Below are 24,829 nucleotides of genomic sequence, written 5' to 3'. Positions count from 1 at the left end.
GTGGCGCGGGGTCGGGCGCTCAGAACGTGTGGATGATGCCCAGGTCGTAGCCGGTGCGGCGAGTGGCCGCCTCGGCGTCGTGGCCGATGTCGGCGTACAGCGTGGTGCGCTTGGACAGCGCGTGGTGGTAGCCCAGGCCGAGCTTGCGCGCGTAGGTCTCGTCGTCACGCTCCTGCTGGCCGTAGGCGGCCTTCACCACGCCGCTGCCCACCGTCCAGTTCAGGCCCAGCATCCAGCCGGTCGCGTCGGCGCCGGCCGCGGTGGTGCCGGACGAGTAGCCCACCGTCAGCGCCGCAGGGCCGACGGTGTAGCCCGCGCCCACGTTCCACTGCTTGTCTTCGGCGCCGCTGGGGTCTTCCACGCCGGCGGCCACGAACCATGGGCCCTGCCGGTACAGGGCCGCGGCCGACACGTGCTTGTCCGGCGCCGAGCCGTCGGCCGGGGCCTCGGCCACCGACGCCGCGGCACTGAAGCCGTTGGCACTGATGTCGTAGCGCACCGAGTTGTCCACGCGCACCTTGGTGATGCCGCCCACACGCATGCTCACGTCACGCAGCTGGGCCACGGTGTCGCCGCCGAAGGGATCGATCTGGTTCTGCACCAGCGAGAAGGCGGCCGAGTACTGGCGGCCCAGCGCGAAACGGCCCCAGGGCGTGTCCAGGCCGACGTGCGAGATGCCCTTCCAGAACTGCGCGCCGTCCTGGCCGCCGGTGTCGCCGAAGAAGCGGTGCTCGATCTGGAAGAAGGCCTTCAGGCCACCGCCCAGGTCCTCGGTGCCGCGGAAGCCGAGCCGGCTGTCGCCGCCGGTGGCGACCTCGCGGTCCTCGCTGCCGATGGCCTGGCGCAGGCCCACGTCCAGCTTGCCGTAGACGGTGACGGTGGACTGCGCGGACGCCGTGGCGGCGCACAGGGTGGCGGCGATGGCGGCCGCGGAACGCAGGAATCTCATGGGCTTGTCTCCTCTCGATGGCCACAGTGGCCAAGGCGATGCTCGACAGCGAGGCTGTCAAACCGCTGTCGCTGCCGGCGGGGTAAACCCGCAGCCCCCGGTGCGCATAATCGGCAGCCCCATGAAGGTGCTACTCGTCGAAGACCAGGCCGCCCTGCAGCTGACCTTGCAGCGCAGCTTCGAGCGCAGGGGCATGCGCATCGTCGCCTGCGGGGACGGTGACCGCGCCCTGGACCGCTGGCGCGCCAGCGCGCCCGACGTGGTGGTGCTGGACCTCAGCCTGCCCGGGCGCGACGGGCTCGAGGTGCTGGCCCAGGCGCGCGCTGAAGGCCTGGACACGCCGGTGCTGATCCTCACCGCGCGCGGCACGGTGGGCGACCGGGTGCTGGGCCTGAACACCGGCGCGGACGACTACCTGCCCAAGCCCTTCGACCTGGACGAGCTGGAGGCCCGCATCCGGGCGCTGGTCCGCCGTCGGCGGGGCGCCGACCTGCCCACGCCGGGCTACTGCGGCCTGCAGGTCGACCCCGACAGCCTGGCCGTCTACCACCAGGGGCGCCCGCTGGACCTGACGCTGCGCGAGGCCTCGCTGCTGCAGGCGCTGCTGGCCAGCCCGGGCCGCGCGGTGGCCAAGGCACGGCTCACCGAGATCGTCTTTCGCGACGACGCGGAGGTGCAGCCGGATGCGATCGAGGTGGTGGCCTACCGCCTGCGCAAGAAGCTGGCCGCCACCGACGTGCGGCTGGTCACGCTGCGCGGCCTGGGCTACCTGGTCGACCGGGCGGCGTCCGCCCCCTCGGCCCCCCCGGGCGAGACGCCTTGAACGCCCGGCGTGCGTCGTCGCTGCGCTGGCAGCTGCTGGTGGGCGTGCTGGTGCCGGTGCTGGCCTTCGTCGCGCTCACGGCCGTGGCTGCCCACCGGTCGGCGCTGGCCGCGGCGAACACGGCGTACGACCGCACCCTGCTCGCCTCGGCCAAGACCATCGGCGAGCAGCTGCGCGTGCAGGGCGAGGGTGCCGCCGTGCGGGTGACGGCCGACCTGCCCTACAGCGCCCTGGAGGCCTTCGAGGCCGACATGCGCAGCCGCATGTACTACCGCATCCTGGGGTTCCAGGGCGAGACGGTGTCCGGCTTCGACGACCTGCCTGGCCCGCGCCCCCCGGGCGCCGGGCGCAACCCCTACGCCGCGCTGGTGCACTTCTACGACGACGAGTTCCGCGGCCAGCCGGTGCGCATGGCCGTGCTGCTGCAGCCGGTGTCGGGCCCCGCGGGCCTGGGCATGGCCACCATCCAGGTGGCGGAGACCTTCGAACTGCGCCGCCGCATGGCCGACGAACTGCTGGCGCAGACGCTGGTGCGCCAGGCCCTGCAGATCCTGCTCATTGCCGCGGTGGTGGTGTGGGTGGTGCAGCGTGCGACCCGCCCGGTGCGTGCGCTCGGCGCCTTGCTGGCCGCCCGGCCGGCGGGCGACCTCTCCCCCCTGCCCACGGGCCAGGCACCGCGCGAGCTGCTGCCGCTGATCGACGCCACCAACAGCGTGATGTCGCGCCTGGCCCGGCTGCTGGAGCACCAGAAGCGCTTCGTGCGTGATGCGTCGCACCAGCTGCGCACGCCGTTGGCGGTGCTGAAGGCGCAGCTGCAGTCCGCCGCGCGGGGCGACGTGGCGCCCTCGCAGGCGCTGGTCGAGGTGGCCGAGACCGTCGATCGGGCGACCCTGCTCGCCAACCAGTTGCTGGCGCTGGCCAAGGTGGAGCAGATCCGCGAGCAAGCCGACGCGCCGGTGACCGACTGGGCCGACGCCGTGCGCCAGGTGGCGCTCGATCTCTCGCCGCTGATCGTCGCGCGGCAGCTGGACTTCGACCTCGCCCTGCAGCCGGCCCGCGTGCGCGCCCACGAGTGGGCGCTGCGCGAGCTGTCGCGCAACCTCATCCACAACGCCGTCCAGCATGGGCCGCCCGGGGGCCGCCTGCACATCCGCCTGCAGACCGACCGCCACCACGCCGCGTTGACCGTGTCCGACAGCGGCCCCGGCCTGGACGCCGAGGCGCGCGCGCGCCTGTTCCAGGCCTTCGCCGCCCGCGGCCCGGCGGCCGCCAGCGGGCTCGGGCTCGCCATCTGCCAGGGAATCGTGACGGGCCTGGGCGGCCAGCTCAGCCTGGACAACCGCGAGCTGCAGGGCCGGGTGATCGGCCTGGATGCCACCGCGCGGCTGCCCCTGGAGCCCGCGCCGCCGCCCGCCCCCGACCCCGCTGAAGGACAATCGCCCCCGTGAAGGAACTGCCACTGAGCACCACGCCGGTGCGCCTGGACAAATGGCTCTGGGCCGCCCGGTTCTACAAGACCCGCGCGCTGGCCGTGGAGGCCATCGGGAAGAACCGGGTCGATGTGAACGACCAGCCGGCCAAGCCCTCGCGCGACGTCCGCGTGGGCGACCGGCTGACCCTGCGTGAGCCCGGCCTGCCGGCGCGCACCGTGCGGGTGCTGGGCCTGAGCGAAGTGCGCGGCCCGGCGCCCATGGCCCAGCAGCTGTACGAGGAGACGCCAGAGAGCCTGGCCGCCCGGGAGGCCGCCCGCGAGGCCCGGCGCCAGGGGGTGGAGCCCGCAGCGACCATCGAGCACGGCCGCCCCACCAAGCGCGACCGCCGCCACCTGGCCGACTGGCAGCGCTGGAGCGCCACGCTCGACGACGGCGGCGGCCGCTGAGGGCCCCTTGAAGCCTGCCGGATCGCCCCCATGTGCGGGCGGATTCCGGCTTTCGTCCCTGCATTCGGACCGATTTCCACCATGCAAACCAACGACAACCCCACCGATCCGACCCCTGACCAGGCCGCCCCCGCCGCAGCGCCCGAGGCGGCCAGCGCCTCCCCCGAGGCCCAGCTCGCCAGCCTGCAGGCCCAGCTGGGCGAGGCCCAGGACGCCTTCCTGCGCGCCAAGGCCGAGACGGAGAACGTGCGCCGCCGCGCCGAGGAAGAGGTGAGCAAGGCGCGCAAGTTCTCGGTGGAGTCCTTCGCCGAGGGGCTGCTGCCCGTCAAGGACAGCCTGGAGGCCGCCATCGCCATGCCTGACGCGCCGGTGGAGAAGGTGCTCGAAGGGGTGCACGCCACCCTGCGCCAGCTGCAGCAGGCGCTGGAGCGCAACAAGGTGGTCGAGATCAACCCGCCTGCGGGCACGAAGTTCGACCCCCACCACCATCAGGCGATCAGCATGGTGCCGGCCTCGCAGGACGCCAACACCGTGGTGGCGGTGCTGCAGAAGGGCTACCTGATCGCCGAGCGCGTGCTGCGCCCGGCGCTGGTCACCGTGGCCGCACCGAAGTGAAGCCCCGGTCGCCAGCCGGGTCTTGAAGCCAGCCCGGCCGGCCGCACATCACAGAACAACGGACATCCCCCGAATTTCACAGAACCAGGAGCACCTCATGGGCAAGATCATCGGCATCGACCTCGGCACCACCAACTCGTGCGTGGCCGTGATGGAAGGCAACACCACCCGCGTCATCGAGAACTCCGAAGGCGCGCGCACCACCCCGTCCATCATCGCCTACCAGGAAGACGGCGAGATCCTCGTGGGCGCCTCGGCCAAGCGCCAGGCGGTGACCAACCCGAAGAACACCCTGTACGCGGTGAAGCGCCTGATCGGCCGCAAGTTCACCGAGAAGGAAGTGCAGAAGGACATCGACCTGATGCCCTACGCCATCACCGCCGCCGACAACGGCGACGCCTGGGTGGAGGTGCGCGGCAAGAAGCTCGCGCCGCCGCAGGTCAGCGCCGAGGTGCTGCGCAAGATGAAGAAGACCGCCGAGGACTACCTCGGTGAGGAAGTGACCGAGGCGGTGATCACCGTGCCGGCCTACTTCAACGACAGCCAGCGCCAGGCCACCAAGGACGCCGGCCGCATCGCCGGCCTGGACGTCAAGCGCATCATCAACGAGCCGACCGCCGCGGCCCTGGCCTTCGGCCTGGACAAGCACGGCAAGGGTGACCGCAAGATCGCCGTGTTCGACCTCGGCGGCGGCACGTTCGACATCTCGATCATCGAGATCGCCGACGTGGACGGCGAGAAGCAGTTCGAGGTGCTGTCGACCAACGGCGACACCTTCCTGGGCGGCGAGGACTTCGACCAGCGCATCATCGACTACATCGTCACCGAGTTCCGCAAGGAACAGGGCGTGGACCTGACCAAGGATGTGCTGGCCCTGCAGCGCCTGAAGGAAGCCGCGGAAAAGGCCAAGATCGAGCTGTCCAACAGCACCCAGACCGACGTCAACCTGCCGTACATCACGGCCGACGCCTCCGGGCCGAAGCACCTGAACATCAAGCTCACCCGCGCCAAGCTGGAGAGCCTGGTGGACGAGCTGATCGAGCGCACCATGGAACCGTGCCGCATCGCCATCAAGGACGCCGGCGTCAAGGTCAGCGAGATCGACGACGTCATCCTGGTGGGCGGCATGAGCCGCATGCCCAAGGTGCAGGAGAAGGTCAAGGAGTTCTTCGGCAAGGAGCCGCGCAAGGACGTGAACCCGGACGAGGCCGTCGCCGTGGGCGCGGCCATCCAGGGCCAGGTGCTGGGCGGCGAGCGCAAGGACGTGCTGCTGCTGGACGTCACCCCGCTGTCGCTCGGCATCGAGACGCTCGGCGGCGTGATGACCAAGATGATCAAGAAGAACACGACCATCCCGACCAAGTTCTCGCAGACCTTCTCCACGGCCGACGACAACCAGCCGGCGGTGACCATCAAGGTCTACCAGGGTGAGCGCGAGATGGCCTCGGGCAACAAGAGCCTGGGCGAGTTCAACCTGGAAGGCATCCCGCCGGCGCCGCGCGGCCTGCCGCAGATCGAGGTGACCTTCGACATCGACGCCAACGGCATCCTGCACGTGAGCGCCAAGGACAAGGGCACGGGCAAGGAGAACAAGATCACCATCAAGGCGAACTCCGGCCTGTCCGAGGAAGAGATCCAGAAGATGGTGAAGGACGCCGAGCTGAACGCCGCCGAAGACGCCAAGAAGCTGGAGCTGGTGCAGGCCCGCAACCAGGCCGACGCGATGGTCCACTCGGTCAAGAAGAGCCTGGCCGAGCATGGCGACAAGCTCGACGCCGGCGAGAAGGAGAAGATCGAGGCCGCCCTGAAGGACGCCGAGGAAGCGCTCAAGGGCGACGACAAGGCGGCCATCGAGGCCAAGACCGAGGCGCTGATGACCGCCAGCCAGAAGCTGGGCGAGAAGATGTACGCCGAGCAGCAGGCCGCAGCCGGTACTGCCGGCGCCGCCCCGGGCGGTGCCGACGAGCAGCCGCAGGCCCAGGCCAAGCCGGCGGACGACGACAACGTGGTCGACGCGGAGTTCAAGGAAGTCAAGAAGTGATAAGCCGTCACGCCGCGGCGTGACGTCCTATCTCGCCGCGTTCGAACGTCAGGCCGGCGGCCTGACGCTCAACGCGGCGGTTTCGTTTGAGCACTGCGAGCAGCTGACATGGCAAAGCGCGATTACTACGACGTTCTGGGGGTGGCGAAGAACGCCTCCGACGACGACATCAAGAAGGCCTACCGCAAGCTGGCCATGAAGTACCACCCTGACCGCAACCAGGGGGACGGGGCCAAGGCGGCCGAAGAGCAGTTCAAGGAGGCCAAGGAGGCCTACGAGATGCTCTCGGATGCGCAGAAGCGCGCCGCCTACGACCAGTACGGCCATGCCGGGGTGGACCCCAACGCGGGTGGTTTCCGCGGGGGCCCGGGGCAGGAAGGGTTCGGCGGCTTCGCCGAGGCCTTCGGCGACATCTTCGGCGACATCTTCGGCAACGGCCAGGGCGGCCAGGGCGGGGGCCGGCGCGGCGGTGGGGGCGGCCAGCGCGTCTACCGTGGCAACGACCTGAGCTACGCCATGGAGATCACGCTGGAGGAAGCGGCGCTCGGCAAGGACACCCAGATCCGCATCCCCAGCTGGGAGCACTGCGAGGCCTGCAGCGGCACCGGCGCCAAACCCGGCACCAAGGCCAAGACCTGCCACACCTGCAACGGCAGCGGCACGGTGCAGATGCGCCAGGGCTTCTTTGCCATCCAGCAGACCTGCCCGCACTGCCACGGCACCGGCAAGATCATCCCGGAGCCCTGCACGGTGTGCGATGGCGCGGGCAAGGTGAAGAAGCAGAAGACGCTGGAGGTGAAGATCCCCGCCGGCATCAACGAGGGCATGCGCATACGGTCGGCCGGCAACGGCGAGCCCGGCACGAACGGCGGCCCCGCGGGCGACCTGTACATCGAGATCCGCATCAAGCCGCACGAGATCTTCGAACGCGACGGCGACGACCTGCACTGCACCGTGCCGGTCGGGCTCGTCACGGCCGCGCTGGGCGGCAGCGTCGAGGTGCCCACGCTCACCAGCAAGGTGGAGATCGAGCTGCCCGAGGGCACGCAGCACGGCAAGACGTTCCGGCTGCGCGGCAAGGGCATCAAGGGCATCCGCTCCAGCTACCCGGGCGACCTGTACTGCCACGTCACGGTGGAGACGCCGGTGAAGCTGACCGAGCACCAGCGCAAGCTGCTCAAGGAACTGGACGACTCCCTGCGCAAGGGAGGCGAGCGCCACTCGCCCAATGCCAAGAGCTGGACCGACCGGGTCAAGGACCTGTTCAAGTAAACGGTCAAGGGGCCGATAAGGCCAGACATGACCTTCGCCGACCACGACTTCTCCCCGTGCAAGGCGCTGATCATCGACGGCCACCCGACGTCGCGCAGCATCCTTTCGGCCCAGCTGCGCGACCTCGGGGTCGGCACCGTCATCCAGTGCGGCCGCATCGCGGACGCCCGGCGGCATCTGGAGGCCCGCGAATTCGACCTGGTCCTGTGCGAGCAGCACTTCCAGGACGACAAGGCCTCCGGCCAGTCGTTGCTGGATGACCTGCGGCGCGCGCAGCTGCTGCCGTTCTCCACCGTCTTCGTGATGGTGACCGGCGAGGCCAGCTACACCGCCGTGGCCGAAGCCGCCGAGTCGGCGCTGGACAGCTACCTGCTGAAGCCCTTCGCCGCGTCCTCGCTGGCCGAGCGGCTGGTGCAGTCGCGCAAGCGCAAGCGGGTGCTGCGGGAGATCTTCTCGGCCATCGAGGCCGGCGACTTCGACCAGGCCGCCCGGCTGTGCCTCGTGCGATTCCAGGCGCGCGCACCCTACTGGCTGTACGCCGCCCGCATCGGCGCGGAGCTGCTGCTGCGGATCGGCCAGCACGATGCCGCCCAGAAGCTGTTTCAAGCCGTCATCGACGCGCAGGCCCTGCCCTGGGCCCGGCTGGGCATCGCCCGGTCACAGCTCGAAGGCGGGCGCCTGCAACAGGCGCGTCGCACGCTCGAGGTGCTGATCTCCGACGACCCCAGCCACGCCGACGCCTACGACGTGATGGGCCGCGTGCACGTGGAACAGGGCTCGCTGGCCGAGGCGCTGGACACCTACCGCATGGCCACCCAGCTGACGCCCGGCTCCATCGAGCGGCTGCAGCGCCAGGGCATGCTGGCCTTCTACCTGGGGGAGCACGCCGAGGCGCGGCGCGCCCTGGAGCGGGCAGCCAGCATCGGCATCACGTCCAAGATGTTCGACCTGCAGTCCATGGTGCTGCTGGCCTTCTCGCGCTTTCGCGACCGCGACGGCAAGGGCCTGCAGCGCTGCCTGGACAGCGTGCGCCACGTCCACGAGCGCAACACCGCGAGCACGCGGCTGCGCCGCTTCGTCTGGCTGATCGAGGCCCTGAGCCTCATGCAGAACCGCCAGGTCGGGCGCGTGGTGGAGTCGCTGCGCCAGATGGCCGGCGAGCTCAAGTCCCCCGGTTTCGACATCGAGTCGGCGCTCAATTTCCTCACCTTGCTGTCCGAGCTCGCCGCCGCCGAGCTGCAGCTGGAGGAGGCGACCCACTGGGTGGACACGGTGGCCATGCGCTTCTGCGTCTCGCGCAGCCTGTCCGAGCTGCTCAGCCGGGCTGCGAGCGTCCACCCGCCGTACGCGGAGCAGGTGCGCGGCGCGCACGCCAAGGTGACGGCGCTGGCGGAGGCCGCCATGAACCACAGCCTGAACGGCGAGCCGCGCGCCGCCGTCAAGGCCTTGCTCACCCACGGCGGCAAGACGCAGAACACCAAGCTCATCGACATGGCGCGCATGGTGCTGCAGCGCCATGCCGAGAAGATCCCCGACGCGCCGGAGCTGCAGTCGCTGGCCGACGAGCTCTACGGTCGTTTTGCATCGGCTGCGGCTCCCTCGCTCAGCGGCGCCAGCGGCACACGCCAATCGGGCGGACTGGCGCTGCGTGCGCAGGCGGCCGGCGCGGCGGAGAGTGCCACCCCCTCAGCAGCGACCGAGGCCCCTGCCCTGGCCACCGCCGTGGCGGCACCGACCACCTAGAACAGGCTCTGCTGCACGGGCAGCGGGTCGCCGGGACGCTCGAAGCGCGTCAGGTCGAGCTCCACCCGCTCGCGGTTCAGCCCCAGGCGCGCGCAGGCCTTCTCGAACCGCTGCCGCAGCAGCTGCGCCCAGACGCCCTCGCCCGTCATTCGGTGGCCGAAGCGGGCGTCGTTGTCGCGGCCGCCGCGCATGTCGCGCAGGCGCGCCATCACGCGGGCCGCCCGATCTGGGAAGTGCGCCTGCAACCACTGCTGGAACAGCGGGTTCACCTCCCACGGCAGCCGCAGCACGATGCTGAACGCGCTGCGCGCGCCCGCCTGGGCCGAGGCTTCCAGAATGCGCTCGATCTCGGGCTCGTTGATGAAGGGGATCACCGGCGAGACGCTGACGCCGACCGGCACGCCTGCGTCCGCCAGCCGCTGCACGGTCTGCAGTCGGCGCTGAGGAGAGGCCGCGCGCGGTTCCAGGATGCGAGCCAGCGCCGGATCCAGCGTGGTGATCGAGACATATGCCGCCGCCAGGCGCTGCGCCGCCATGGGCGCGATGAGGTCCAGGTCGCGCTCGATGCCGCCTGACTTGGTGATCACCGAGAACGGATGCTTGAACTCCTGCAACACCTCGATGACGCGGCGCGTGATGCCCAGGCGCCGTTCCACCGGCTGGTAGGCGTCGGTGGCGGAGCCCAGGTTGAGCAGCACGGGCTCATAGCCAGGGGCCATCAGCGCGGCGCGCAGCCGCTCGGCCGCATTCACCTTGGCGACGATCCGGGTCTCGAAATCCAGCCCGGGGGAAAGGTTCAGGTAGCTGTGCGTGGGCCGGGCAAAGCAGTAGATGCAACCGTGCTCGCAGCCGCGGTACGGGTTGATCGACAGGTCGAAGGGGATGTCGGGTGATTCGTTGCCGGTGAGGATGCTCTTCACCCGCTGCTCGATCACCTCGGTGGCGGGAGGCAGCACATCGGCCGAGGCCTCCTGCGCCAGAGACCCCCAACCGTCGTCGAAACCCTCGCGGCGCTGGGCGGCGAAGCGGTGCTGGATGGCCCAGCCGGTGCCACGGCCCTTGGGCGCATGCAGATGGACCGGTTGGGCAGAAGGGGGCAGCGCAGGCATACTGTGAATATATACAGTATTGTTCCGCCCGCCCAGTGGGGCCCGCCGACGCCCCTTCACCGGGGGCGGTCACGGGGTCAGTATTCCTGACCGTAGGCGTCCGGCGCCATGTTGTCGAACTTGGTCAGCGGCTTCAGGAAGGTGAGCTTGACCGTGCCGACCGGGCCATTACGCTGCTTGCCGATGATGATCTCGGCGACGCCCGGCTCCTTGGACTCCTTGTTGTAGTAGTCGTCGCGGTAGATGAACATGATCACGTCCGCGTCCTGCTCGATGGCGCCCGATTCGCGCAGGTCGCTCATCATGGGCCGCTTGTCCGTGCGCGTCTCCACCGAGCGGTTGAGCTGCGACAGCGCGATCACCGGGCAATGCAGCTCCTTGGCCAGCGCCTTGAGGCCGCGCGAGATCTCGCTGATCTCGGTGGCCCGGTTCTCGCCGCTGGAGCTGCCCGTGCCGCTCATCAGCTGGAGGTAGTCGATGACGATCAGCCCCAGCTTGCCGCACTGGCGCGCCTGCCGGCGCGCCCGGGCGCGCAGCTCGGCCGGGTTCAGCGCCGGCGTCTCGTCGATGAAGATGGACGCCTTGGACAGCTTGTCCACCGCCTCGGTGAGGCGGCCCCAGTCGTCGTCGCGCAGCCGGCCGGTGCGCAGGCCGGACTGGTCGATGCGGCCCAGCGAGCCCACCATCCGCAGGGCCAGCTGCGACGCACCCATTTCCATGGAGAACACGACCACGGGCAGGCCCTCCTGCACGGCGACGTTCTCCGCGATGTTCAGCGCGAAGGCGGTCTTGCCCATGGACGGGCGGGCCGCCAGGATGATGAGGTCCCCGCCTTGGAGGCCGGCGGTCATCCGGTCCATGTCGAAGAAGCCGGTGCGCACGCCGGTGACTTCCTCGGCCCCGTTCTCGGCCAGCTCCGTCACCCGGTCGATCAGCTGCATCACCAGGGTGTCCATGCTCTGGAAACCCTGCTTGGTGCGCTGACCTTCCTCACCGATCTTGAAGATCTTGCCCTCGGCCTCGTCCAGGATCTGCGAGACCTGCCGGCCCTGCGGATTGAAGGCCTGGGTGGCGATCTCGTCGCTGGCCGCGATGAGCTTGCGCAGCACCGCGCGCTCGCGGACGATCTCGGCATAGCGCCGCAGGTTGGCTGCACTCGGCACGCTCTGCGCCAGCGCGTTCAGGTACGCCAGACCGCCGCACTCCTCCGCCTTGCCCAGCGACTGCAGCTGCTCGAAGACGGTGATCACGTCCGCCGGCTTGGACGCGCTGATGAGGCCGCCCACCGCGGCGAAGATCAGGCGATGCTCGTAGCGGTAGAAATCGCTCTCGCTGAGCACGTCGGCCGCCCGGTCCCAGGCGCCGTTGTCCAGCAGCAGGCCGCCCAGCACGCTCTGCTCGGCCTCGATGGAATGCGGCGGCACGCGCAGCCGTGCCACCTCGTCGTCGCGCGGCTCGGAGCGGGGATCGGGGGCGTCAAAGACCGTGGGCATGTGGACAAGCCTGTGGATCAGATGGGGTCACGCGGTGGACAACGTCGGCCCCAGAAACGACAAGGGCCGGCGATTCACGCCGGCCCCTGCTGGGTGCGAAGACCGTGAATGATCAGTCGGTTTCGCCGACGACCTTCACCGTGATTTCCACGACCACGTCGGTGTGCGCCGCGACGCTCACCGGGAACTCGCCGACCGCCTTCAGCGGGCCGTGCGGCATGCGCACCTGGGCCTTGGCGATCTGGAAGCCGGACTTGCCGAGGGCGTCGGCGACGTCGTGGTTGGTGACCGAGCCGAACAGGCGGCCGTCAACGCCCGCCTTCTGGGCGATCGTCACGGTGATGCCAGCCAGCTTCTCGCCCATGGCCTGGGCGGCCGACAGCTTGTCGGCAGCGATCTTCTCGAGCTCGGCACGGCGGGCCTCGAATTCCTTGATCGCCGTTTCCGTGGCGCGGCGGGCGCGCTTGGTCGGGATCAGGAAGTTGCGGGCGTAGCCGTCCTTTACCTTGACGATGTCGCCGAGGTTACCGAGGTTGGCCACCTTGTCCAGGAGGATGACTTGCATGAGACGGTGCTCCTCTTAGACCTTGTGTTGATCGGAGTACGGCAGCATCGCCAGGAAGCGCGAGCGCTTGATGGCGGTGGTCAGCTGACGCTGGAAGAAGGCGCGCGTGCCGGTCAGGCGGGCCGGCGTGATCTTGCCGTTCTCACCGACGAAATCGCGCAGCAGGTCGATGTCCTTGTAGTCGATGGACTCGACGCCGGCGACGGTGAAGCGGCAGAACTTCTTGCGGCGGAACAGCAGCGACTGCTGGTTGCGCTTGGGACGGCGGTCCTTGGAAAAGCGTGACTTGGGCGGGGGCATGATGACCTCTGAAAGTTGTCTATCCGGTGTTCAAACAGGTGCGGCGGGGTCGTCCGGGGTGTGCACGTCGGTGAGGTGGAACACGAGGCCGCGGCCGTTGCGCGAGGCCGCCAGGAAGCCGGCAAACTGGGCCGGGGATCCGAGCGTCAGCGCGCCGAGCGGCCGGGTGATCGCGCCGATCGCCACCGCCTTGAGTTGCATCGCCACCTGGCGAGGCTGGCCGTCTTCCGACACCTGGGACCGGTGGTCGAGCACCAGGTCCAGGGCCGGCAGGCCGGCAGGCGTGTAGCGCAGCGCGCCGCGTTCCACCACCTGGGCCGCCAGAACCAGCCGGTTCATGGCGTCAGCCGGGCAGCGGGCGACGACCCGACGGGCTTCAGGCAGCGGTCTCCTGGGCGGCCTTGCGGGCCTCTTCCTTCTCGACCGAGCGCATCATCACCGACGGCGCGGTCTCGGCCTTGTCGACCTTGACGGTCAGGTGGCGCAGCACGGCATCGTTGAAGCGGAAGCCGGTCTCGAGCTCGGTCAGCACGTCCTTCGAGCACTCGATGTTCAGGCACAGGTAGTGCGCCTTGGCGAGCTTCTGGATCATGTAGGCCAGCTGGCGGCGGCCCCAGTCCTCGACGCGATGCACCTTGCCACCGCCATTGGTGACCAGGGTCTTGTAGCGCTCCAGCATGGCCGGAACCTGTTCGCTTTGATCCGGATGGATCAGCAGAACGATCTCATAGTGACGCATGAACACTCCTTGTGGGTTCCTCAAGGGCTGAGGGAAGCCGCCCCGCGCGTCGGTGCAGGTGCGGCAAGGGGAAAGCCAAACATTATGGCACACCCGGCCCGGGGCGGGGTGTGCCGGGGTTGCGGTGCGCCTTCAGCGCACCGCGGCCAGGCGCTGCCAGGTCTCGATCACCGAATCCGGGTTCAGCGAGATGGACACGATGCCCTCCTGGGCCAGCCAGTCGGCGAAGTCGGGGTGGTCGCTCGGCCCCTGGCCACAGATGCCCACATACTTGCCCGTGGCGCGGCACGCCGCAATGGCGCGCGAGATCAGCGCCTTGACCGCCGGATCGCGTTCGTCGAAGTCGTCGGCGAGCTGCTCCAGCCCGGAGTCGCGGTCCAGGCCCAGCGTGAGCTGGGTCAGGTCGTTCGACCCGATCGACATGCCGTCGAAGTGCTCCAGGAAGGCCTCGGCCAGGATCGCGTTGCTGGGCACCTCGCACATCATGATCAGGCGCAGGCCGTTCTGGCCGCGCTTGAGGCCGCGCTCCCCCAGCATCTGGTTGACCCGCTCGGCCTGGCGCACGGTGCGCACGAACGGCACCATGATCTCCACGTTGGTCAGGCCCATCTCGTTGCGCACGCGCTTGAGCGCCTCGCACTCCATGCCGAAGGCATCGCTGAACTCGCCGCTGATGTAGCGCGAGGCCCCGCGGAAGCCCAGCATCGGGTTCTCTTCGTCCGGCTCGTAGCGCGAGCCGCCGATGAGCTTCTTGTACTCGTTGGACTTGAAGTCCGACAGGCGCACGATGACCGGCTTGGGCCAGAAGGCGGCGGCGATCGTGGCCACCCCTTCGGCCAGCTTGTCCACGTAGAAGGCCCGCGGGCTGGCGTGGCCTCGGGCCACGGATTCCACCGCCTTCTTCAGGTCGGGGTCGACGTTGGGGTAGTCGAGGATCGCCTTCGGGTGCACCCCGATGTTGTTGTTGATGATGAACTCCAGTCGGGCCAGCCCGACGCCGGAGTTGGGCACCTGCGAGAAGTTGAACGCCAGCTGCGGGTTGCCCACGTTCATCATGATCTTCACCGGGCAGTACGGCAGCTCGCCGCGGCTCACCTCGGTGACTTCGGTCTCCAGCAGGCCGTCGTAGACATGCCCGGTGTCGCCCTCGGAGCAGGCCACGGTGACCAGTGCGCCGTCGGTCAGCTTCTCGGTCGCGTCCCCGCAGCCCACCACCGCCGGGATGCCCAGTTCGCGGGCGATGATGGCGGCGTGGCACGTACGGCCGCCGCGGTTCGTGACGATGGCGCTGGCACGCTTCATCACCGGCTCCCAGTTCGGGTCGGTCATGTCGGTGACCAGCACGTCACCCGGCTGGACGCGGTCCATCTCGGCGATCGAGTGCACGAGGCGCACGGGCCCCGTCCCGATCTTCTGGCCGATGGCACGGCCTTCGGCCAGCACCGTGGAGTGGCCCTTGAGCTTGTAGCGGTGCTCCACCTGGCCCTCGGCCTGGCTGCGCACCGTCTCGGGCCGTGCCTGCAGGATGTAGAGCTTGCCGTCCGCGCCGTCCCTGCCCCACTCGATGTCCATCGGGCGGCCATAGTGCTTCTCGATCACCATCGCGTAGCGGGCGAGTTCCACCACGTCGTCGTCGGTGAGCGAGTAGCGGTTGCGCTGCTCCGGCGGCGTGTCGACGGTCTTCACCAGCTTGCCGCTGAGGGCCTTCTCCTCGGCCGAGGCGAATTCCATGCGGATCAGCTTGGAGCCCAGGCTGCGGCGGATCACGGGGAAGTTGCCCGCCTCCAGCGCCGGCTTGTGCACGTAGAACTCGTCGGGGTTCACCGCGCCCTGCACGACCGTCTCGCCCAGGCCGTAGCTGGAGGTGATGAACACCACGTCCTTGAAGCCGGACTCGGTGTCGATGGTGAACATGACCCCGGCCGAGCCGATGTCCGAGCGCACCATGCGCTGCACGCCGGCCGACAGCGCCACGTCGGCGTGGGCGAAGCCCTTGTGCACGCGGTAGCTGATGGCGCGGTCGTTGTAGAGGGAGGCGAACACCTCCTTCATCTTGTGCAGCACATCGTCGATGCCATGCACGTTGAGGAAGGTCTCCTGCTGGCCCGCGAACGAGGCGTCCGGGAGGTCCTCGGCCGTGGCCGACGAGCGCACCGCCCAGGTGGCGTCCGGCGCATCACCGGCCACACGGGCGTACTCGGCGCGCACGGCCTGCTCGAGCGCGGGCGGGAACGGCGCCTCGGTCACCCACTGCCGGATCTCGTTGCCTGCTTCGGCCAGGGCCCGCACGTCGTCCGTGTCCAGCGCGGCGAGGCGCTGGTTGATGCGGTCGGTGAGCCCACCGTGGGCGAGAAACTCGCGGAAGGCATGCGCCGTGGTGGCGAAGCCGCCGGGCACGCGAACGCCCGAGGCGGCGAGCTGGCTGATCATTTCGCCGAGGCTGGCGTTCTTGCCGCCGACCACCTCGACATCCGACATTCTCAGCTGCTCGAACGGGGCGACCAGGGCGGCCGCCAGGGGGCTGGATGACATGGGAAAGCTCCTTGATGACAAAAAACCTGGCGCCATGCCACCCAATGGCTCACACCGGCGGACCACGCTGCAGCGCGTTGGCGTTGTTCTTCGAGGCTGCAGGGTCGCATGCGCGGCAAGCCGCCCGGCCACAGGGCCGGGCCAAGGAGCACGTCAATGGGGGCGAATTCTACGGAGGGATTGCCTATCATCGCTGAAACCCGGCTGAAACCACCGCGAGTCCTGCATGCCCAACCGCACCGTCTTCTTCGTCTCCGATGGCACCGGCATCACCGCCGAGACTTTCGGCAACTCCATCCTGGCCCAGTTCTCGGCCAGGCCCCGCCACATCCGTCGCCCGTTCATCGATTCGGCCGACAAGGCCGACAAGGTCGTGTCGGAGATCAACTCGATCGCCGACGCCGAGGGCCGGCGGCCTATCGTGTTCATCACCCTGGCCAACGAGGACATCCGACGCATCCTCACCGGCGACGGTTGCAGGGGCATGGTGATGGACATGTTCGCCGCGTTCGTCGAGCCCCTGGAGCGCGAGTTCGGCATCAAGTCGAACCACCGGGTTGGGCGCTTCTCCGATGCGGCGAAGAGCCAGGAGTACAACGACCGCATCGAGGCGATCAACTTCTCGCTGGCCCACGACGACGGCCAGTCGGCCAAGAACCTCGAGGCGGCCGACGTGATCCTGGTGGGGGTGAGCCGCAGCGGCAAGACGCCCACGTCGCTCTACCTCGCCATGCAGCACGGCATCAAGGCGGCCAACTACCCGCTCATCCCCGAGGACTTCGAGCGCGGCCACCTGCCCACCTCGCTGGCGCCGCACAAGCGCAAGTGCTTCGGGCTGACGATCGACCCGGACCGGCTGGCGCAGATCCGGCACGAGCGGCGCCCGGACAGCAAGTACGCATCCATCGAGAACTGCCGCTACGAGGTGCACGCGGCCGAGCAGATGATGAAGCGAAGCGACATCTCCTGGCTGAGCTCGACGCACAAGTCCATCGAGGAGATCGCCACCACCATCCTGCGGGACATCCGCCCCGACCGGCTGATCTACTGAGCCGCCTGGCCCGGTGCAGCGCCCAGCGCCAGCCCGGCAAACAGGCACACCGCCGCGGCCGCCGCCACATTGAGGGACTCCTCGCCCCCCGGCTGAGGAATGCGCACCGCATGGGCGCACCGCGCCATCAGGGCCGGCGACACGCCCTGCCCCTCGTGGCCGAGCACCCAGGCGCAGGGCCGCGGCAGCGGCGACTCGCCCAGGAGGAGGCCGCCATGCGGACTGGTGGCCAGCAGCGGCACCTGCAGGACATCGAGCGCGTCGGCGTCCACGGCCTCGATGAGGCGCAGGGCGAAGTGCGCCCCCATGCCGGCACGCAGCACCTTGGCCGACCACAGCGCCGCCGTGCCCTTGAGGGCGATGACCTGGGGCACACCGAAGGCGGCCGCGCTGCGCAGGATGCTGCCGACGTTGCCCGCGTCCTGCAACCGGTCCAGCACCACCGCGCCGGCTGCCGGGTCGACGGGCGGCGCGGGGGGGCGCTCGATGAGTGCGCCCAGCCGGCCGGGAGAATCCAAGCCGCTGACACTGGCGAAGAGCGCATCCGGCACCTGCACGGCGCGCCGTGCACGCGTGGCCCAGCCCTGCCACGGCGCCAGTCGGTCCTGCCAGGCGCCCTGGCTGACGACCAGCGTGTCCAGGGCGACGCCACGGGCCAGCGCCGCACCGACCAGGTGGTCCCCTTCCAGCCACACGGCCCCCTGCCGGCGGTAGGCACCGGGGTCGGCCGTGAGGCGGCGGATGCGCTGCAGCAGCGGGTTGTCGCGCGCAGTGAGAAGCTCGGGAACCGGCCCGGCGGCGGCGCTCATTCGACGCACTCCCCCAGCGCCAGGCGCACGGGCGCGAAGCTGCGGCGGTGGACCGGGGACGCACCGTGCGTGCGCAGCGCCAGCAGGTGGTCGGGGGTGGGATAGCCCTTGTGGGCCGCAAAGCCGTACTGCGGATGCGCCGTGTGGAGCTCGGCGCACAGCCGGTCGCGATGCACCTTGGCCAGGATGGAGGCGGCCGAAATGGCCTGCACGCGCGCGTCGCCCTGGACGATGGCTTCCGCCGGCACGCGCAGCACCGGAAGCCGGTTGCCATCGACCAGCACCTTGCCCGGCGGCAGCCGCAGCCCCTCCACGGCGCGGCGCATGGCCAGCAGGGTGGCCTGCAGGATGTTCAGCGTGTCGATCTCGTCCACGGTGGCCTCGGCGATGCTGCAGCAGAGCGCCTTGGCACGGATCTCGTCATAGAGCGCCTCGCGTCGCTTCTCGCTGAGCACCTTGGAGTCCTTCAGCCCGCGGATTGGCTTGAGGTCATCGAGGATGACGGCCGCTGCCACCACGGGGCCGGCGAGCGGCCCGCGGCCGGCCTCGTCCACGCCGGCGACCAGGCCGGGCGTGTCGAAGACCAGGCGGATCTGCTCAGGCACCGAGGACTTGCGCGATCGCATCGCCCGCCTTCCGCGCCGTGTCCTGACGCAGGCTCAGATGGATGTCGGTCAGGCGGCGCCCCAGCGCCTCGCGCCGGGACGCATCGTCCAGCCAGGCCAGCGCCTCACGGGCCAGCGCCTCGGGCGTGGCCGCATCCTGCATCAGCTCCGGCACGATGAACTCACGCGACAGGATGTTGGGCAGGCCGAACCACGGCTGGTAGGCACGACGCCGCATGTACAGCCAGTTGAGCCAATGGAGCCGGTAGGTGATGACCATGGGCCGCTTGAACAGCGCCGCCTCCAGCGTGGCCGTGCCGCTCGCGATCAGGGTCACGTCGCAGGCGGCGAGCACCTCATGCGAGCGTCCATCGACGAGCTGCACGCCGACCCCGGCAGCATGCGCCGCCACCAGCGGCTCCACCAGGGGGCCCAAGCCGGGTGCCACGGGCAGCACGAAGCGCAGCCCGGGGCGCTGCCGCGCCATGCGTGTGGCTGCCTGCAGCATGGACGGCGCGATGTGCCGGATCTCGCTGCGGCGGCTGCCCGGCAGAAGCGCCACCACCGTGTCGCCAGCGGATAGGCCCAGGGCGGCGCGGGCCGGGGCCCGCGGCGGGTCGAGAGGAATGGTGTCGGCCAGCGGATGGCCGACGAAGCTGGCCGACACGCCGTGCGACGCCAGCAACGCAGGCTCGAAGGGGAACAGGCACAGCACGTGGTCCGCGGCTGCGGCGAGCTTCTTGACGCGCTCACCCCGCCACGCCCAGATGGACGGGCACACGAAGTGGACGGTGCGGATGCCGCCTGCCCGCAGCGCCGTCTCCAGCCCGAAATTGAAGTCCGGCGCGTCCACGCCGATGAACACGTCCGGCCGCTCGTCCAGCAGGCGGTCGCGCAAGGCGTTGCGGATCCCGACCAGCTCACGGTAGTGGCGCAGCGCGTCCACATAGCCGAAGACGGAGAGTTTCTCGCTCGGCCACCAGGCCTCGAAGCCTTCGGCAGCCATGCGGGGGCCACCGATGCCCACGGAGCGTGCGCCGGGCCACCGTTCGCGCAGGCCGCGCAGCAGCAGGCTGGCCAGCAGGTCGCCCGAGGCTTCGCCGGCCACCAGGGCCAGTTGCGGCGCGGTGGTCGTTGCCACGTCCACCTCCCTCAGCGGACGATGCCGCGCTGGGCGCTGGCCAGGAAGGCCAGCAAGGTGTCGATGTCGGCATCGCCACCCGGCACGCTGCCCCGCAGGGCGCCGATGGCGGCCACGGCGGCCTCGAGCGTGAGTCCGTCGCGGTACAGCAGCTTGTGCATCCGGCGGATCAGCGCCAGGCGTTCAGGCGTGAACCCACGTCGCTTCAGTCCGGTGAGGTTCACCGCGCGCAGGGCCAGTGGATGCCCATCGGCCGTCATGAACGGCGGCACATCCTGCGCCACATGGGCCTGGAACCCGATCATCGCGTGGGCACCGATGTGCACGAACTGGTGCACGCCGGACAGGCCGCCGATCACGGCCCAGTCCCCCACGCGCACGTGCCCCGCCAGCGTCGCGTTGTTGGCCAGCACGGTGTGGTCGCCCAGGACCACGTCGTGTGCCACATGCACGTACGCCATGATCCAGTTGTCCGACCCGATCCGCGTGACGCCCTCCTCCTTCATGGTGCCAAGGTTGAGCGTGCAGAACTCGCGGATGGTGTTGCGGTCGCCGATCACCAGCTGCGTGGGTTCGCCACCGTAGCTCATGTCCTGCGACACCGCACCGATGGAGGCGAACTGGAAGATGCGGTTGTCGCGGCCGATGGTCGTGCGGCCCTCGATGACCGTGTGCGGCCCCACGGTGGTGCCCGCACCGATGCGCACCTGCGGGCCGATGACCGCATACGGGCCGATGGTGACCTGCGCGTCGATCTCGGCCGCGGGGTCGACGATGGCGGTCGGGTGGATCTGGGCCATGGGAAGTTGACGGGCGACCCTGGTCAGCCGTTGGCGCCCACCTTGCGCATGGTGCACATGAGCTCGGCCTCGGCAGCCATCTCGCCGTTCACGGTGGCGCGCGCCTTGTACTTGTGGATCCCGGCGCGCACGCGGTCGATGCTGGCCTCGATCATGAGCTGGTCACCCGGCTCCACCGGCCGCTTGAAGCGGGCGGCGTCGATGCCGGCGAAGTACACCACGGTGTCGTCGCCCGGGTCGATCTCGGCCGAGGCGAACGACAGCAATGCCGCCGACTGGGCCATGGCCTCGAGGATGAGCACGCCGGGCATGACGGGCCGATGGGGGAAGTGGCCATTGAAGAACGGCTCGTTGATCGTCACGTTCTTCACCGCGAGGATGCGCACGTTCTTCTCCAGCTCGACCACCCGGTCGACCAGCAGCATCGGGTAGCGGTGCGGCAGCCGCCGGAGGATCTGGTGGATGTCCATCACTGTCATGTTGAGCTCTTCTTCTCCAGCGCACGCAAACGGTGCCGCAGTTGGTGCAACTGACGCAGCGTCGCCGCGTTCTTCTCCCAGTTGCCATTTTCGTCGATCGGGAACACGCCGCTGTACTGTCCCGGCTTCGTGATGGAACTCATCACCACACTGGCCGCCGAAATATGGACGTGGTCGCCAATTTCCAGGTGGCCGAGGATCATGGCCGCACCGCCGAAGGTGCAGTGCCGGCCGATGCGTGCACTGCCCGCCACGCCCACGCAACCGGCCATGGCCGTGTGGGCGCCGATGCGCACGTTGTGGGCGATCTGAATGAGGTTGTCCAGCTTGACGCCGTCTTCGATCACCGTGTCGTCGAGCGCGCCGCGGTCGACACAGGTGTTGGCTCCGATCTCGACGTCGTCGCCGATCCAGACGGCGCCCAGCTGCTCGATCTTCTCCCACCGGCCCTGGTGCGGAGCGAACCCGAAGCCGTCGGCGCCGATGACACAGCCGCTGTGCAGCACGGCACGGGCACCCACCCGGCACCCGCGACCCAGGGTGGCACGCGCATGCACGCACGACGCCTCACCGAGCTGCACCCCTTCGCCCACGATGGCGTGGGCAGCCACGCGCACCTGGGCGGCCAGCACTGCACCCGCTTCGACCACCGCAAACGGGCCGATGCTCACGCCAGGGGCCATGCGCACACCTGGCGCCACGTAGGCCGACGGATGCACGCCCGCCGGCTCGGGCGGCCGCTCGCGGGCCACCCACCACCGGGTGAGCGCCGCATAGGCACGGTAAGGGTCGGCGACGACCAGCGCGGTGTGGCCACGGACCACCACCTGGTCGGCATCGTCGGCACGCACGATCACCGTGCCCGCTGCGCTGGATTGAAGCAATGGACGCAGTCGAGGCTGGGCGAGAAAACTCACCGTATCGCCATCGGCGTGTTCGAGCGCGCCGATGCGTACCACCGCACGGCCTGCGTCGCCGCGCACTTCGCCGCCAATGGCGGCGGCGATGTCGGCCGCCGTCAGGCCGCCATTCACTTGGCGGCGTTGAGCGCGTCGATCACCTTCTTGGTGATGTCGACGCGGGGCCCGGCGAACACGACCTCCTGCAGGATGAGGTCGTACTTCTCCTGCTCGAAGATCTGCTTGATCACCCGGTTGGCGCGCTCGACCACCGCGGCCAGCTCTTCGCTCTTGCGCTGGTTGAGGTCCTCCAGCAGCTCGCGGCGCTTGCGCTGGAAATCGCGGTCCTGGTCGGCCAGGTCGCGCTGGCGGCGGCTGCGTTCCGCCTCGGCCAGCGTCGGGCCTTCCTTCTCCAGCTTCTCCATGGCCGCACGAAGGCGGGAGCCCTGATCGGCCAGTTCGGTCTCGCGCTTCTTGAACTCGGCTTCCAGCTTGGCCTGGGCGGCGCGGGCTGGCGCAGCCTCGCGCAGCACGCGCTCGCTGTTCACGTAGCCGATCTTCAGCTCCTGGGCGCTCAGGCCGGCAGCCGAGAGACTGAGGACCGCCGCGGCGAGGAAGGAGGTGCTAAGCGACTTCATCATCAAAAGGCCGTTCCGATCTGAAACTGGAAGCGCTGGATTTTATCGCCGCTGAAGGAGCGCAAGGGCGTGCCGTAGCTCAGCTTCAGCGGGCCGACGGGCGAGATCCAGCTCAGGCCGATGCCCGCCGACGCCCGCAGGTCTTCGAGCGTGCCCGCCTGGCCGCGCTCGCGGTCACGCTCATTGCGCGTGTAGTTGTTCTGGTTGAAATCCCGCCAGACATTGCCGGCGTCGGCGAACGCGAAGATGCGCAGCGATTTGTCGTTGCCGGAGCCGGGCACCGGGAAGTAGAGCTCGGAGTTGAGATTCAGCTTCTTGGAGCCGCCATCGTACGCGCCGGTGATGTCCACACCCCCGAACGAGCCTTGCTCGAACACCCGCACCGAACCCAGGCCGCCCCCGTAGAAGTTCTTGAACAGCGGATAGGGCTTGCCGCCCAGACCGTAGCCCAGGCCCACTTCACCGTTGATGCCCAGCGTGAGCTTGTTGGTGACGCTGAAGTACTGCTGGTACTGGGCGTTCAGGCGCGCGTAGTGCACGTCGCCCGCCACGCTGAAGTCGAGGTTGATGCGCTGGTAGCGCCCCTTGGTCGGCACCAGCACGTTGTCGCGCTCCTCGCGTGCCCAGCCCACGGTCAATGGCACGCTGATCGCATGGTTGCCGAAGGTCTCCACGAACGTGAAGTAGCTGTTGGGCACGCCGATCGTGCTGCCGATGATCGTCTGCTCGATGCCGACGCCAAAGAACACCGTGTCGTACTCGGTGAACGGCACACCGAAGCGGACAGACATGCCGGGCGTGGCCAGCTGGTACGACTCGGCCAGGCTGTTCAGGGGCTTGGACGTACGGTAGTACACGTCCACCGCGCGCGAGACGCCGTCGTCCGTGAAGTAGGGGTCGACCGTGCTCACCACCAGGTTGCGGCTGAGGCGGCTGGTGTTGACTTCCAGGCCGAGGTAGTTGCCGGTGCCGAAGACGTTTTCCTTGCGGATGGCGCCCGAGAAGGACAGGCCCGCCGAGGAGTAGCCCGCCGCCAGCTGCAGGCTGCCGGTCTGCTTTTCCTTCACGGTCAGCAGCAGGTCCACCTGGTCGGGTGAACCGGGCACCTCCTGGGTGTCCACGGTCACTTCGTCGAAGAAGCCGAGACGCTCCACGCGGTCACGGGAGAGCTTGATCTTGGCGCTGTCGTACCAGGCGGATTCGAACTGGCGGAACTCGCGCCGGATGACCTCGTCGCGGGTCACCGTGTTGCCGGCAATGTTGACGCGCCGCACGTTCACGCGCTGCCCCGGCTGGCCCTGCAGCACCACCACGACCTGCCCGTTCCTGCGGTCGATCTCCGTGCGCGGCTCCACCCGGGCGAACGCATAGCCGTAGGCGCCGTACAGGTCGGAGAAGGCGCGCGCGGTCGCCGTCACGTCGTCTCCACGGTAGGGCTCACCGGGGCGGATGCGCACCCGCTGCCTGAAGTCCTCTTCGCGGCCGAGAAACTGACCCTCGAGGCGCACCGCGGTGACCGTGAAGGGCTGGCCTTCGTCGATCACCACGTTGATCGAGATCTCCTGCTTGTCGGGCGAGATGGTGACCTGGGTCGACTTGACGTCGAACTCGAGGTAGCCGCGGTTCAGGTAATGCGCCCGGATCCGCTCCAGGTCGGCATTCAGCTTCGCGCGTGCATAGCGGTCGGACTTCGTGTACCAGGTCAGCCAGCCGCCCGTCGTCAGGTCCATCATGTCCAGCAGGCTGGACTCGCTGAATGCCTTGGCGCCCTCGATGCGGATCTCGCGGATCCTGGCCACCTCACCCTCGGAGACAGTGAAGGTGATGTTGACGCGATTGCGTTCGATGGGGGTGGCCGTGGTGACGACCTCCGCGCCGTACAGGCTGCGCGTGAGGTACTGCCGCTTGATCTCCTGCTCGGCGCGGTCGATGACCGCCTTGTCGTACGGCTGGCCCTCGGAGATGCCGTTGTCCTTCAGCGCCTTGGCCAGCGTGTCCTTGTCGAACTCGCGCAGGCCGATGAAGTTCACCGAGGCGATGAGGGCCCGCTCCTCGACCACGACCACGACGACCCGGTTCGCGATGTCGATGCGCACGTCCTTGAACAGGCCCGTGGCGAACAGCGCCCGCAGTGCCGCGGCACCCTTGTCGTCGTTGTACTCGTCGCCCACGCGAAACGGCAAGGCAGCAAAGACGCTGCCCGGGTCTCCGCGCTGCAGGCCTTCGATGCGGATGTCACCGATGGTGAACGGCTCGACGGCGTGCGCCGAGGTGGCGGCCATCGCGGCGACGGCCATGGCCACACAGGCAACGGCCGGACGCAACGAGGTCAAGGCATGGGAAACAG

Annotated in this window: 24 protein-coding genes; 8 read left to right on the top strand and 16 right to left on the bottom strand. The window is 69.2% G+C overall.

The window, feature by feature from the left end:
• Positions 1 to 19: 19 nt before the first annotated feature.
• On the bottom strand, positions 20 to 949 hold the full coding sequence (locus ACE3UN_RS03745; RefSeq protein ID WP_374673571.1) for a porin: 930 nt from the start codon (positions 947 to 949) through the stop codon (positions 20 to 22).
• A gap of 121 nt (positions 950 to 1,070) precedes the next feature.
• Here ACE3UN_RS03745 and ACE3UN_RS03740 point away from each other — a divergent pair, with 121 nt between their 5' ends.
• The 7 genes from ACE3UN_RS03740 to ACE3UN_RS03710 all read left to right on the top strand — a co-directional run bounded on the left by ACE3UN_RS03740 (position 1,071) and on the right by ACE3UN_RS03710 (position 9,322).
• A complete protein-coding gene (locus ACE3UN_RS03740; protein ID WP_374673570.1) occupies positions 1,071 to 1,772 on the top strand; it encodes a response regulator transcription factor in 702 nt (233 codons plus the stop codon).
• Positions 1,769 to 3,220: a sensor histidine kinase gene (locus tag ACE3UN_RS03735; protein WP_374673569.1), complete on the top strand. Its 1,452-nt coding sequence runs from the start codon at positions 1,769 to 1,771 to the stop codon at positions 3,218 to 3,220. The genes ACE3UN_RS03740 and ACE3UN_RS03735 overlap by 4 nt, the downstream gene beginning before the upstream one ends.
• A gap of 11 nt (positions 3,221 to 3,231) precedes the next feature.
• On the top strand, positions 3,232 to 3,651 hold the full coding sequence (locus tag ACE3UN_RS03730; protein WP_374673687.1) for an RNA-binding S4 domain-containing protein: 420 nt from the start codon (positions 3,232 to 3,234) through the stop codon (positions 3,649 to 3,651).
• 81 nt (positions 3,652 to 3,732) lie between these two features.
• Entirely contained in the window at positions 3,733 to 4,266 is a 534-nt protein-coding gene (grpE, locus tag ACE3UN_RS03725) for a nucleotide exchange factor GrpE (protein ID WP_374673568.1), read from the top strand.
• Between the two features lie 97 nt (positions 4,267 to 4,363).
• Positions 4,364 to 6,307, top strand: a complete 1,944-nt coding sequence (gene dnaK / locus ACE3UN_RS03720) for a molecular chaperone DnaK (RefSeq protein ID WP_374673567.1) — start codon at positions 4,364 to 4,366, stop codon at positions 6,305 to 6,307.
• A 108-nt stretch (positions 6,308 to 6,415) separates the two neighbouring features.
• Entirely contained in the window at positions 6,416 to 7,579 is a 1,164-nt protein-coding gene (dnaJ, locus tag ACE3UN_RS03715; protein ID WP_374673566.1) for a molecular chaperone DnaJ, read from the top strand.
• Between the two features lie 27 nt (positions 7,580 to 7,606).
• Positions 7,607 to 9,322, top strand: coding sequence for a response regulator (locus ACE3UN_RS03710; RefSeq protein ID WP_374673565.1), 1,716 nt, complete (start codon positions 7,607 to 7,609; stop codon positions 9,320 to 9,322).
• On the opposite strand, the gene ACE3UN_RS03705 is transcribed toward ACE3UN_RS03710, so the two are convergent.
• From ACE3UN_RS03705 to ppsA, 7 genes are all read right to left on the bottom strand, one after another.
• On the bottom strand, positions 9,319 to 10,431 hold the full coding sequence (locus ACE3UN_RS03705) for a PA0069 family radical SAM protein (RefSeq protein WP_374673564.1): 1,113 nt from the start codon (positions 10,429 to 10,431) through the stop codon (positions 9,319 to 9,321). The two genes, ACE3UN_RS03710 and ACE3UN_RS03705, sit on opposite strands and share 4 nt — an antisense overlap.
• A gap of 77 nt (positions 10,432 to 10,508) precedes the next feature.
• The gene (gene dnaB, locus ACE3UN_RS03700; RefSeq protein ID WP_374673563.1) at positions 10,509 to 11,924 is read right to left on the bottom strand and encodes a replicative DNA helicase; all 1,416 of its coding nucleotides are present in this window, start codon (positions 11,922 to 11,924) and stop codon (positions 10,509 to 10,511) included.
• A 112-nt stretch (positions 11,925 to 12,036) separates the two neighbouring features.
• Complete coding sequence (gene rplI, locus ACE3UN_RS03695; protein ID WP_374673562.1) at positions 12,037 to 12,489, bottom strand: 50S ribosomal protein L9; 453 nt, start codon at positions 12,487 to 12,489, stop codon at positions 12,037 to 12,039.
• Between the two features lie 15 nt (positions 12,490 to 12,504).
• The gene (gene rpsR, locus ACE3UN_RS03690) at positions 12,505 to 12,789 is read right to left on the bottom strand and encodes a 30S ribosomal protein S18 (protein WP_374673561.1); all 285 of its coding nucleotides are present in this window, start codon (positions 12,787 to 12,789) and stop codon (positions 12,505 to 12,507) included.
• Between the two features lie 30 nt (positions 12,790 to 12,819).
• On the bottom strand, positions 12,820 to 13,128 hold the full coding sequence (priB, locus tag ACE3UN_RS03685; RefSeq protein WP_374673560.1) for a primosomal replication protein N: 309 nt from the start codon (positions 13,126 to 13,128) through the stop codon (positions 12,820 to 12,822).
• A gap of 37 nt (positions 13,129 to 13,165) precedes the next feature.
• Positions 13,166 to 13,528, bottom strand: a complete 363-nt coding sequence (gene rpsF, locus ACE3UN_RS03680) for a 30S ribosomal protein S6 (protein WP_374673559.1) — start codon at positions 13,526 to 13,528, stop codon at positions 13,166 to 13,168.
• 132 nt (positions 13,529 to 13,660) lie between these two features.
• Complete coding sequence (gene ppsA, locus ACE3UN_RS03675; protein ID WP_374673558.1) at positions 13,661 to 16,060, bottom strand: phosphoenolpyruvate synthase; 2,400 nt, start codon at positions 16,058 to 16,060, stop codon at positions 13,661 to 13,663.
• Positions 16,061 to 16,286: 226 nt separating this feature from the next.
• Here ppsA and ACE3UN_RS03670 point away from each other — a divergent pair, with 226 nt between their 5' ends.
• Entirely contained in the window at positions 16,287 to 17,111 is an 825-nt protein-coding gene (locus ACE3UN_RS03670) for a pyruvate, water dikinase regulatory protein (RefSeq protein ID WP_374673557.1), read from the top strand.
• Here ACE3UN_RS03670 and ACE3UN_RS03665 read toward each other — a convergent pair.
• The 8 genes from ACE3UN_RS03665 to bamA are packed head-to-tail and all read right to left on the bottom strand — an operon-like array spanning position 17,105 to position 24,779.
• Positions 17,105 to 17,920, bottom strand: a complete 816-nt coding sequence (locus ACE3UN_RS03665; protein WP_374673556.1) for a TrmH family RNA methyltransferase — start codon at positions 17,918 to 17,920, stop codon at positions 17,105 to 17,107. The two genes, ACE3UN_RS03670 and ACE3UN_RS03665, sit on opposite strands and share 7 nt — an antisense overlap.
• Positions 17,917 to 18,546, bottom strand: coding sequence for a ribonuclease HII (gene rnhB, locus ACE3UN_RS03660; RefSeq protein ID WP_374673555.1), 630 nt, complete (start codon positions 18,544 to 18,546; stop codon positions 17,917 to 17,919). The genes ACE3UN_RS03665 and rnhB overlap by 4 nt, the downstream gene beginning before the upstream one ends.
• Positions 18,518 to 19,666 carry a lipid-A-disaccharide synthase gene (gene lpxB, locus ACE3UN_RS03655; protein WP_374673554.1) on the bottom strand — a complete coding sequence of 383 codons (1,149 nt, stop codon included), beginning with the start codon at positions 19,664 to 19,666 and terminating at the stop codon, positions 18,518 to 18,520. The genes rnhB and lpxB overlap by 29 nt, the downstream gene beginning before the upstream one ends.
• Positions 19,667 to 19,677: 11 nt before the next feature.
• Entirely contained in the window at positions 19,678 to 20,466 is a 789-nt protein-coding gene (lpxA, locus tag ACE3UN_RS03650) for an acyl-ACP--UDP-N-acetylglucosamine O-acyltransferase (protein WP_374673553.1), read from the bottom strand.
• A 23-nt stretch (positions 20,467 to 20,489) separates the two neighbouring features.
• On the bottom strand, positions 20,490 to 20,945 hold the full coding sequence (gene fabZ / locus ACE3UN_RS03645) for a 3-hydroxyacyl-ACP dehydratase FabZ (protein WP_374673552.1): 456 nt from the start codon (positions 20,943 to 20,945) through the stop codon (positions 20,490 to 20,492).
• On the bottom strand, positions 20,942 to 21,979 hold the full coding sequence (gene lpxD / locus ACE3UN_RS03640) for a UDP-3-O-(3-hydroxymyristoyl)glucosamine N-acyltransferase (protein ID WP_374673551.1): 1,038 nt from the start codon (positions 21,977 to 21,979) through the stop codon (positions 20,942 to 20,944). The genes fabZ and lpxD overlap by 4 nt, the downstream gene beginning before the upstream one ends.
• Positions 21,976 to 22,482, bottom strand: a complete 507-nt coding sequence (locus ACE3UN_RS03635) for an OmpH family outer membrane protein (protein ID WP_374673686.1) — start codon at positions 22,480 to 22,482, stop codon at positions 21,976 to 21,978. Before ACE3UN_RS03635 ends, lpxD begins: the two co-directional genes overlap by 4 nt.
• A gap of 2 nt (positions 22,483 to 22,484) precedes the next feature.
• Positions 22,485 to 24,779 carry an outer membrane protein assembly factor BamA gene (bamA, locus tag ACE3UN_RS03630; protein WP_374673550.1) on the bottom strand — a complete coding sequence of 765 codons (2,295 nt, stop codon included), beginning with the start codon at positions 24,777 to 24,779 and terminating at the stop codon, positions 22,485 to 22,487.
• Positions 24,780 to 24,829 lie beyond the last annotated feature (50 nt).

Origin of the sequence: Ideonella sp. (assembly GCF_041918995.1) — a bacterium.
Classification (GTDB): domain Bacteria; phylum Pseudomonadota; class Gammaproteobacteria; order Burkholderiales; family Burkholderiaceae_C; genus Ideonella.
This window is presented reverse-complemented; position numbering and strand designations above follow the sequence as displayed.

Bases quoted from the DNA above. Each gene is read 5' to 3' on its own strand.
- ACE3UN_RS03745 (WP_374673571.1), bottom strand. From the start codon at position 949: ATGAGATTCCTGCGTTCCGCGGCCGCCATCGCCGCCACCCTGTGCGCC.
- ACE3UN_RS03740 (WP_374673570.1), top strand. From the start codon at position 1,071: ATGAAGGTGCTACTCGTCGAAGACCAGGCCGCCCTGCAGCTGACCTTG.
- grpE (WP_374673568.1), top strand. From the start codon at position 3,733: ATGCAAACCAACGACAACCCCACCGATCCGACCCCTGACCAGGCCGCC.
- dnaK (WP_374673567.1), top strand. From the start codon at position 4,364: ATGGGCAAGATCATCGGCATCGACCTCGGCACCACCAACTCGTGCGTG.
- dnaJ (WP_374673566.1), top strand. From the start codon at position 6,416: ATGGCAAAGCGCGATTACTACGACGTTCTGGGGGTGGCGAAGAACGCC.
- ACE3UN_RS03710 (WP_374673565.1), top strand. From the start codon at position 7,607: ATGACCTTCGCCGACCACGACTTCTCCCCGTGCAAGGCGCTGATCATC.
- ACE3UN_RS03705 (WP_374673564.1), bottom strand. From the start codon at position 10,431: ATGCCTGCGCTGCCCCCTTCTGCCCAACCGGTCCATCTGCATGCGCCC.
- dnaB (WP_374673563.1), bottom strand. From the start codon at position 11,924: ATGCCCACGGTCTTTGACGCCCCCGATCCCCGCTCCGAGCCGCGCGAC.
- rplI (WP_374673562.1), bottom strand. From the start codon at position 12,489: ATGCAAGTCATCCTCCTGGACAAGGTGGCCAACCTCGGTAACCTCGGC.
- rpsR (WP_374673561.1), bottom strand. From the start codon at position 12,789: ATGCCCCCGCCCAAGTCACGCTTTTCCAAGGACCGCCGTCCCAAGCGC.
- priB (WP_374673560.1), bottom strand. From the start codon at position 13,128: ATGAACCGGCTGGTTCTGGCGGCCCAGGTGGTGGAACGCGGCGCGCTG.
- rpsF (WP_374673559.1), bottom strand. From the start codon at position 13,528: ATGCGTCACTATGAGATCGTTCTGCTGATCCATCCGGATCAAAGCGAA.
- ppsA (WP_374673558.1), bottom strand. From the start codon at position 16,060: ATGTCATCCAGCCCCCTGGCGGCCGCCCTGGTCGCCCCGTTCGAGCAG.
- ACE3UN_RS03670 (WP_374673557.1), top strand. From the start codon at position 16,287: ATGCCCAACCGCACCGTCTTCTTCGTCTCCGATGGCACCGGCATCACC.
- ACE3UN_RS03665 (WP_374673556.1), bottom strand. From the start codon at position 17,920: ATGAGCGCCGCCGCCGGGCCGGTTCCCGAGCTTCTCACTGCGCGCGAC.
- rnhB (WP_374673555.1), bottom strand. From the start codon at position 18,546: ATGCGATCGCGCAAGTCCTCGGTGCCTGAGCAGATCCGCCTGGTCTTC.
- lpxA (WP_374673553.1), bottom strand. From the start codon at position 20,466: ATGGCCCAGATCCACCCGACCGCCATCGTCGACCCCGCGGCCGAGATC.
- fabZ (WP_374673552.1), bottom strand. From the start codon at position 20,945: ATGACAGTGATGGACATCCACCAGATCCTCCGGCGGCTGCCGCACCGC.
- ACE3UN_RS03635 (WP_374673686.1), bottom strand. From the start codon at position 22,482: ATGAAGTCGCTTAGCACCTCCTTCCTCGCCGCGGCGGTCCTCAGTCTC.
- bamA (WP_374673550.1), bottom strand. From the start codon at position 24,779: ATGGCCGTCGCCGCGATGGCCGCCACCTCGGCGCACGCCGTCGAGCCG.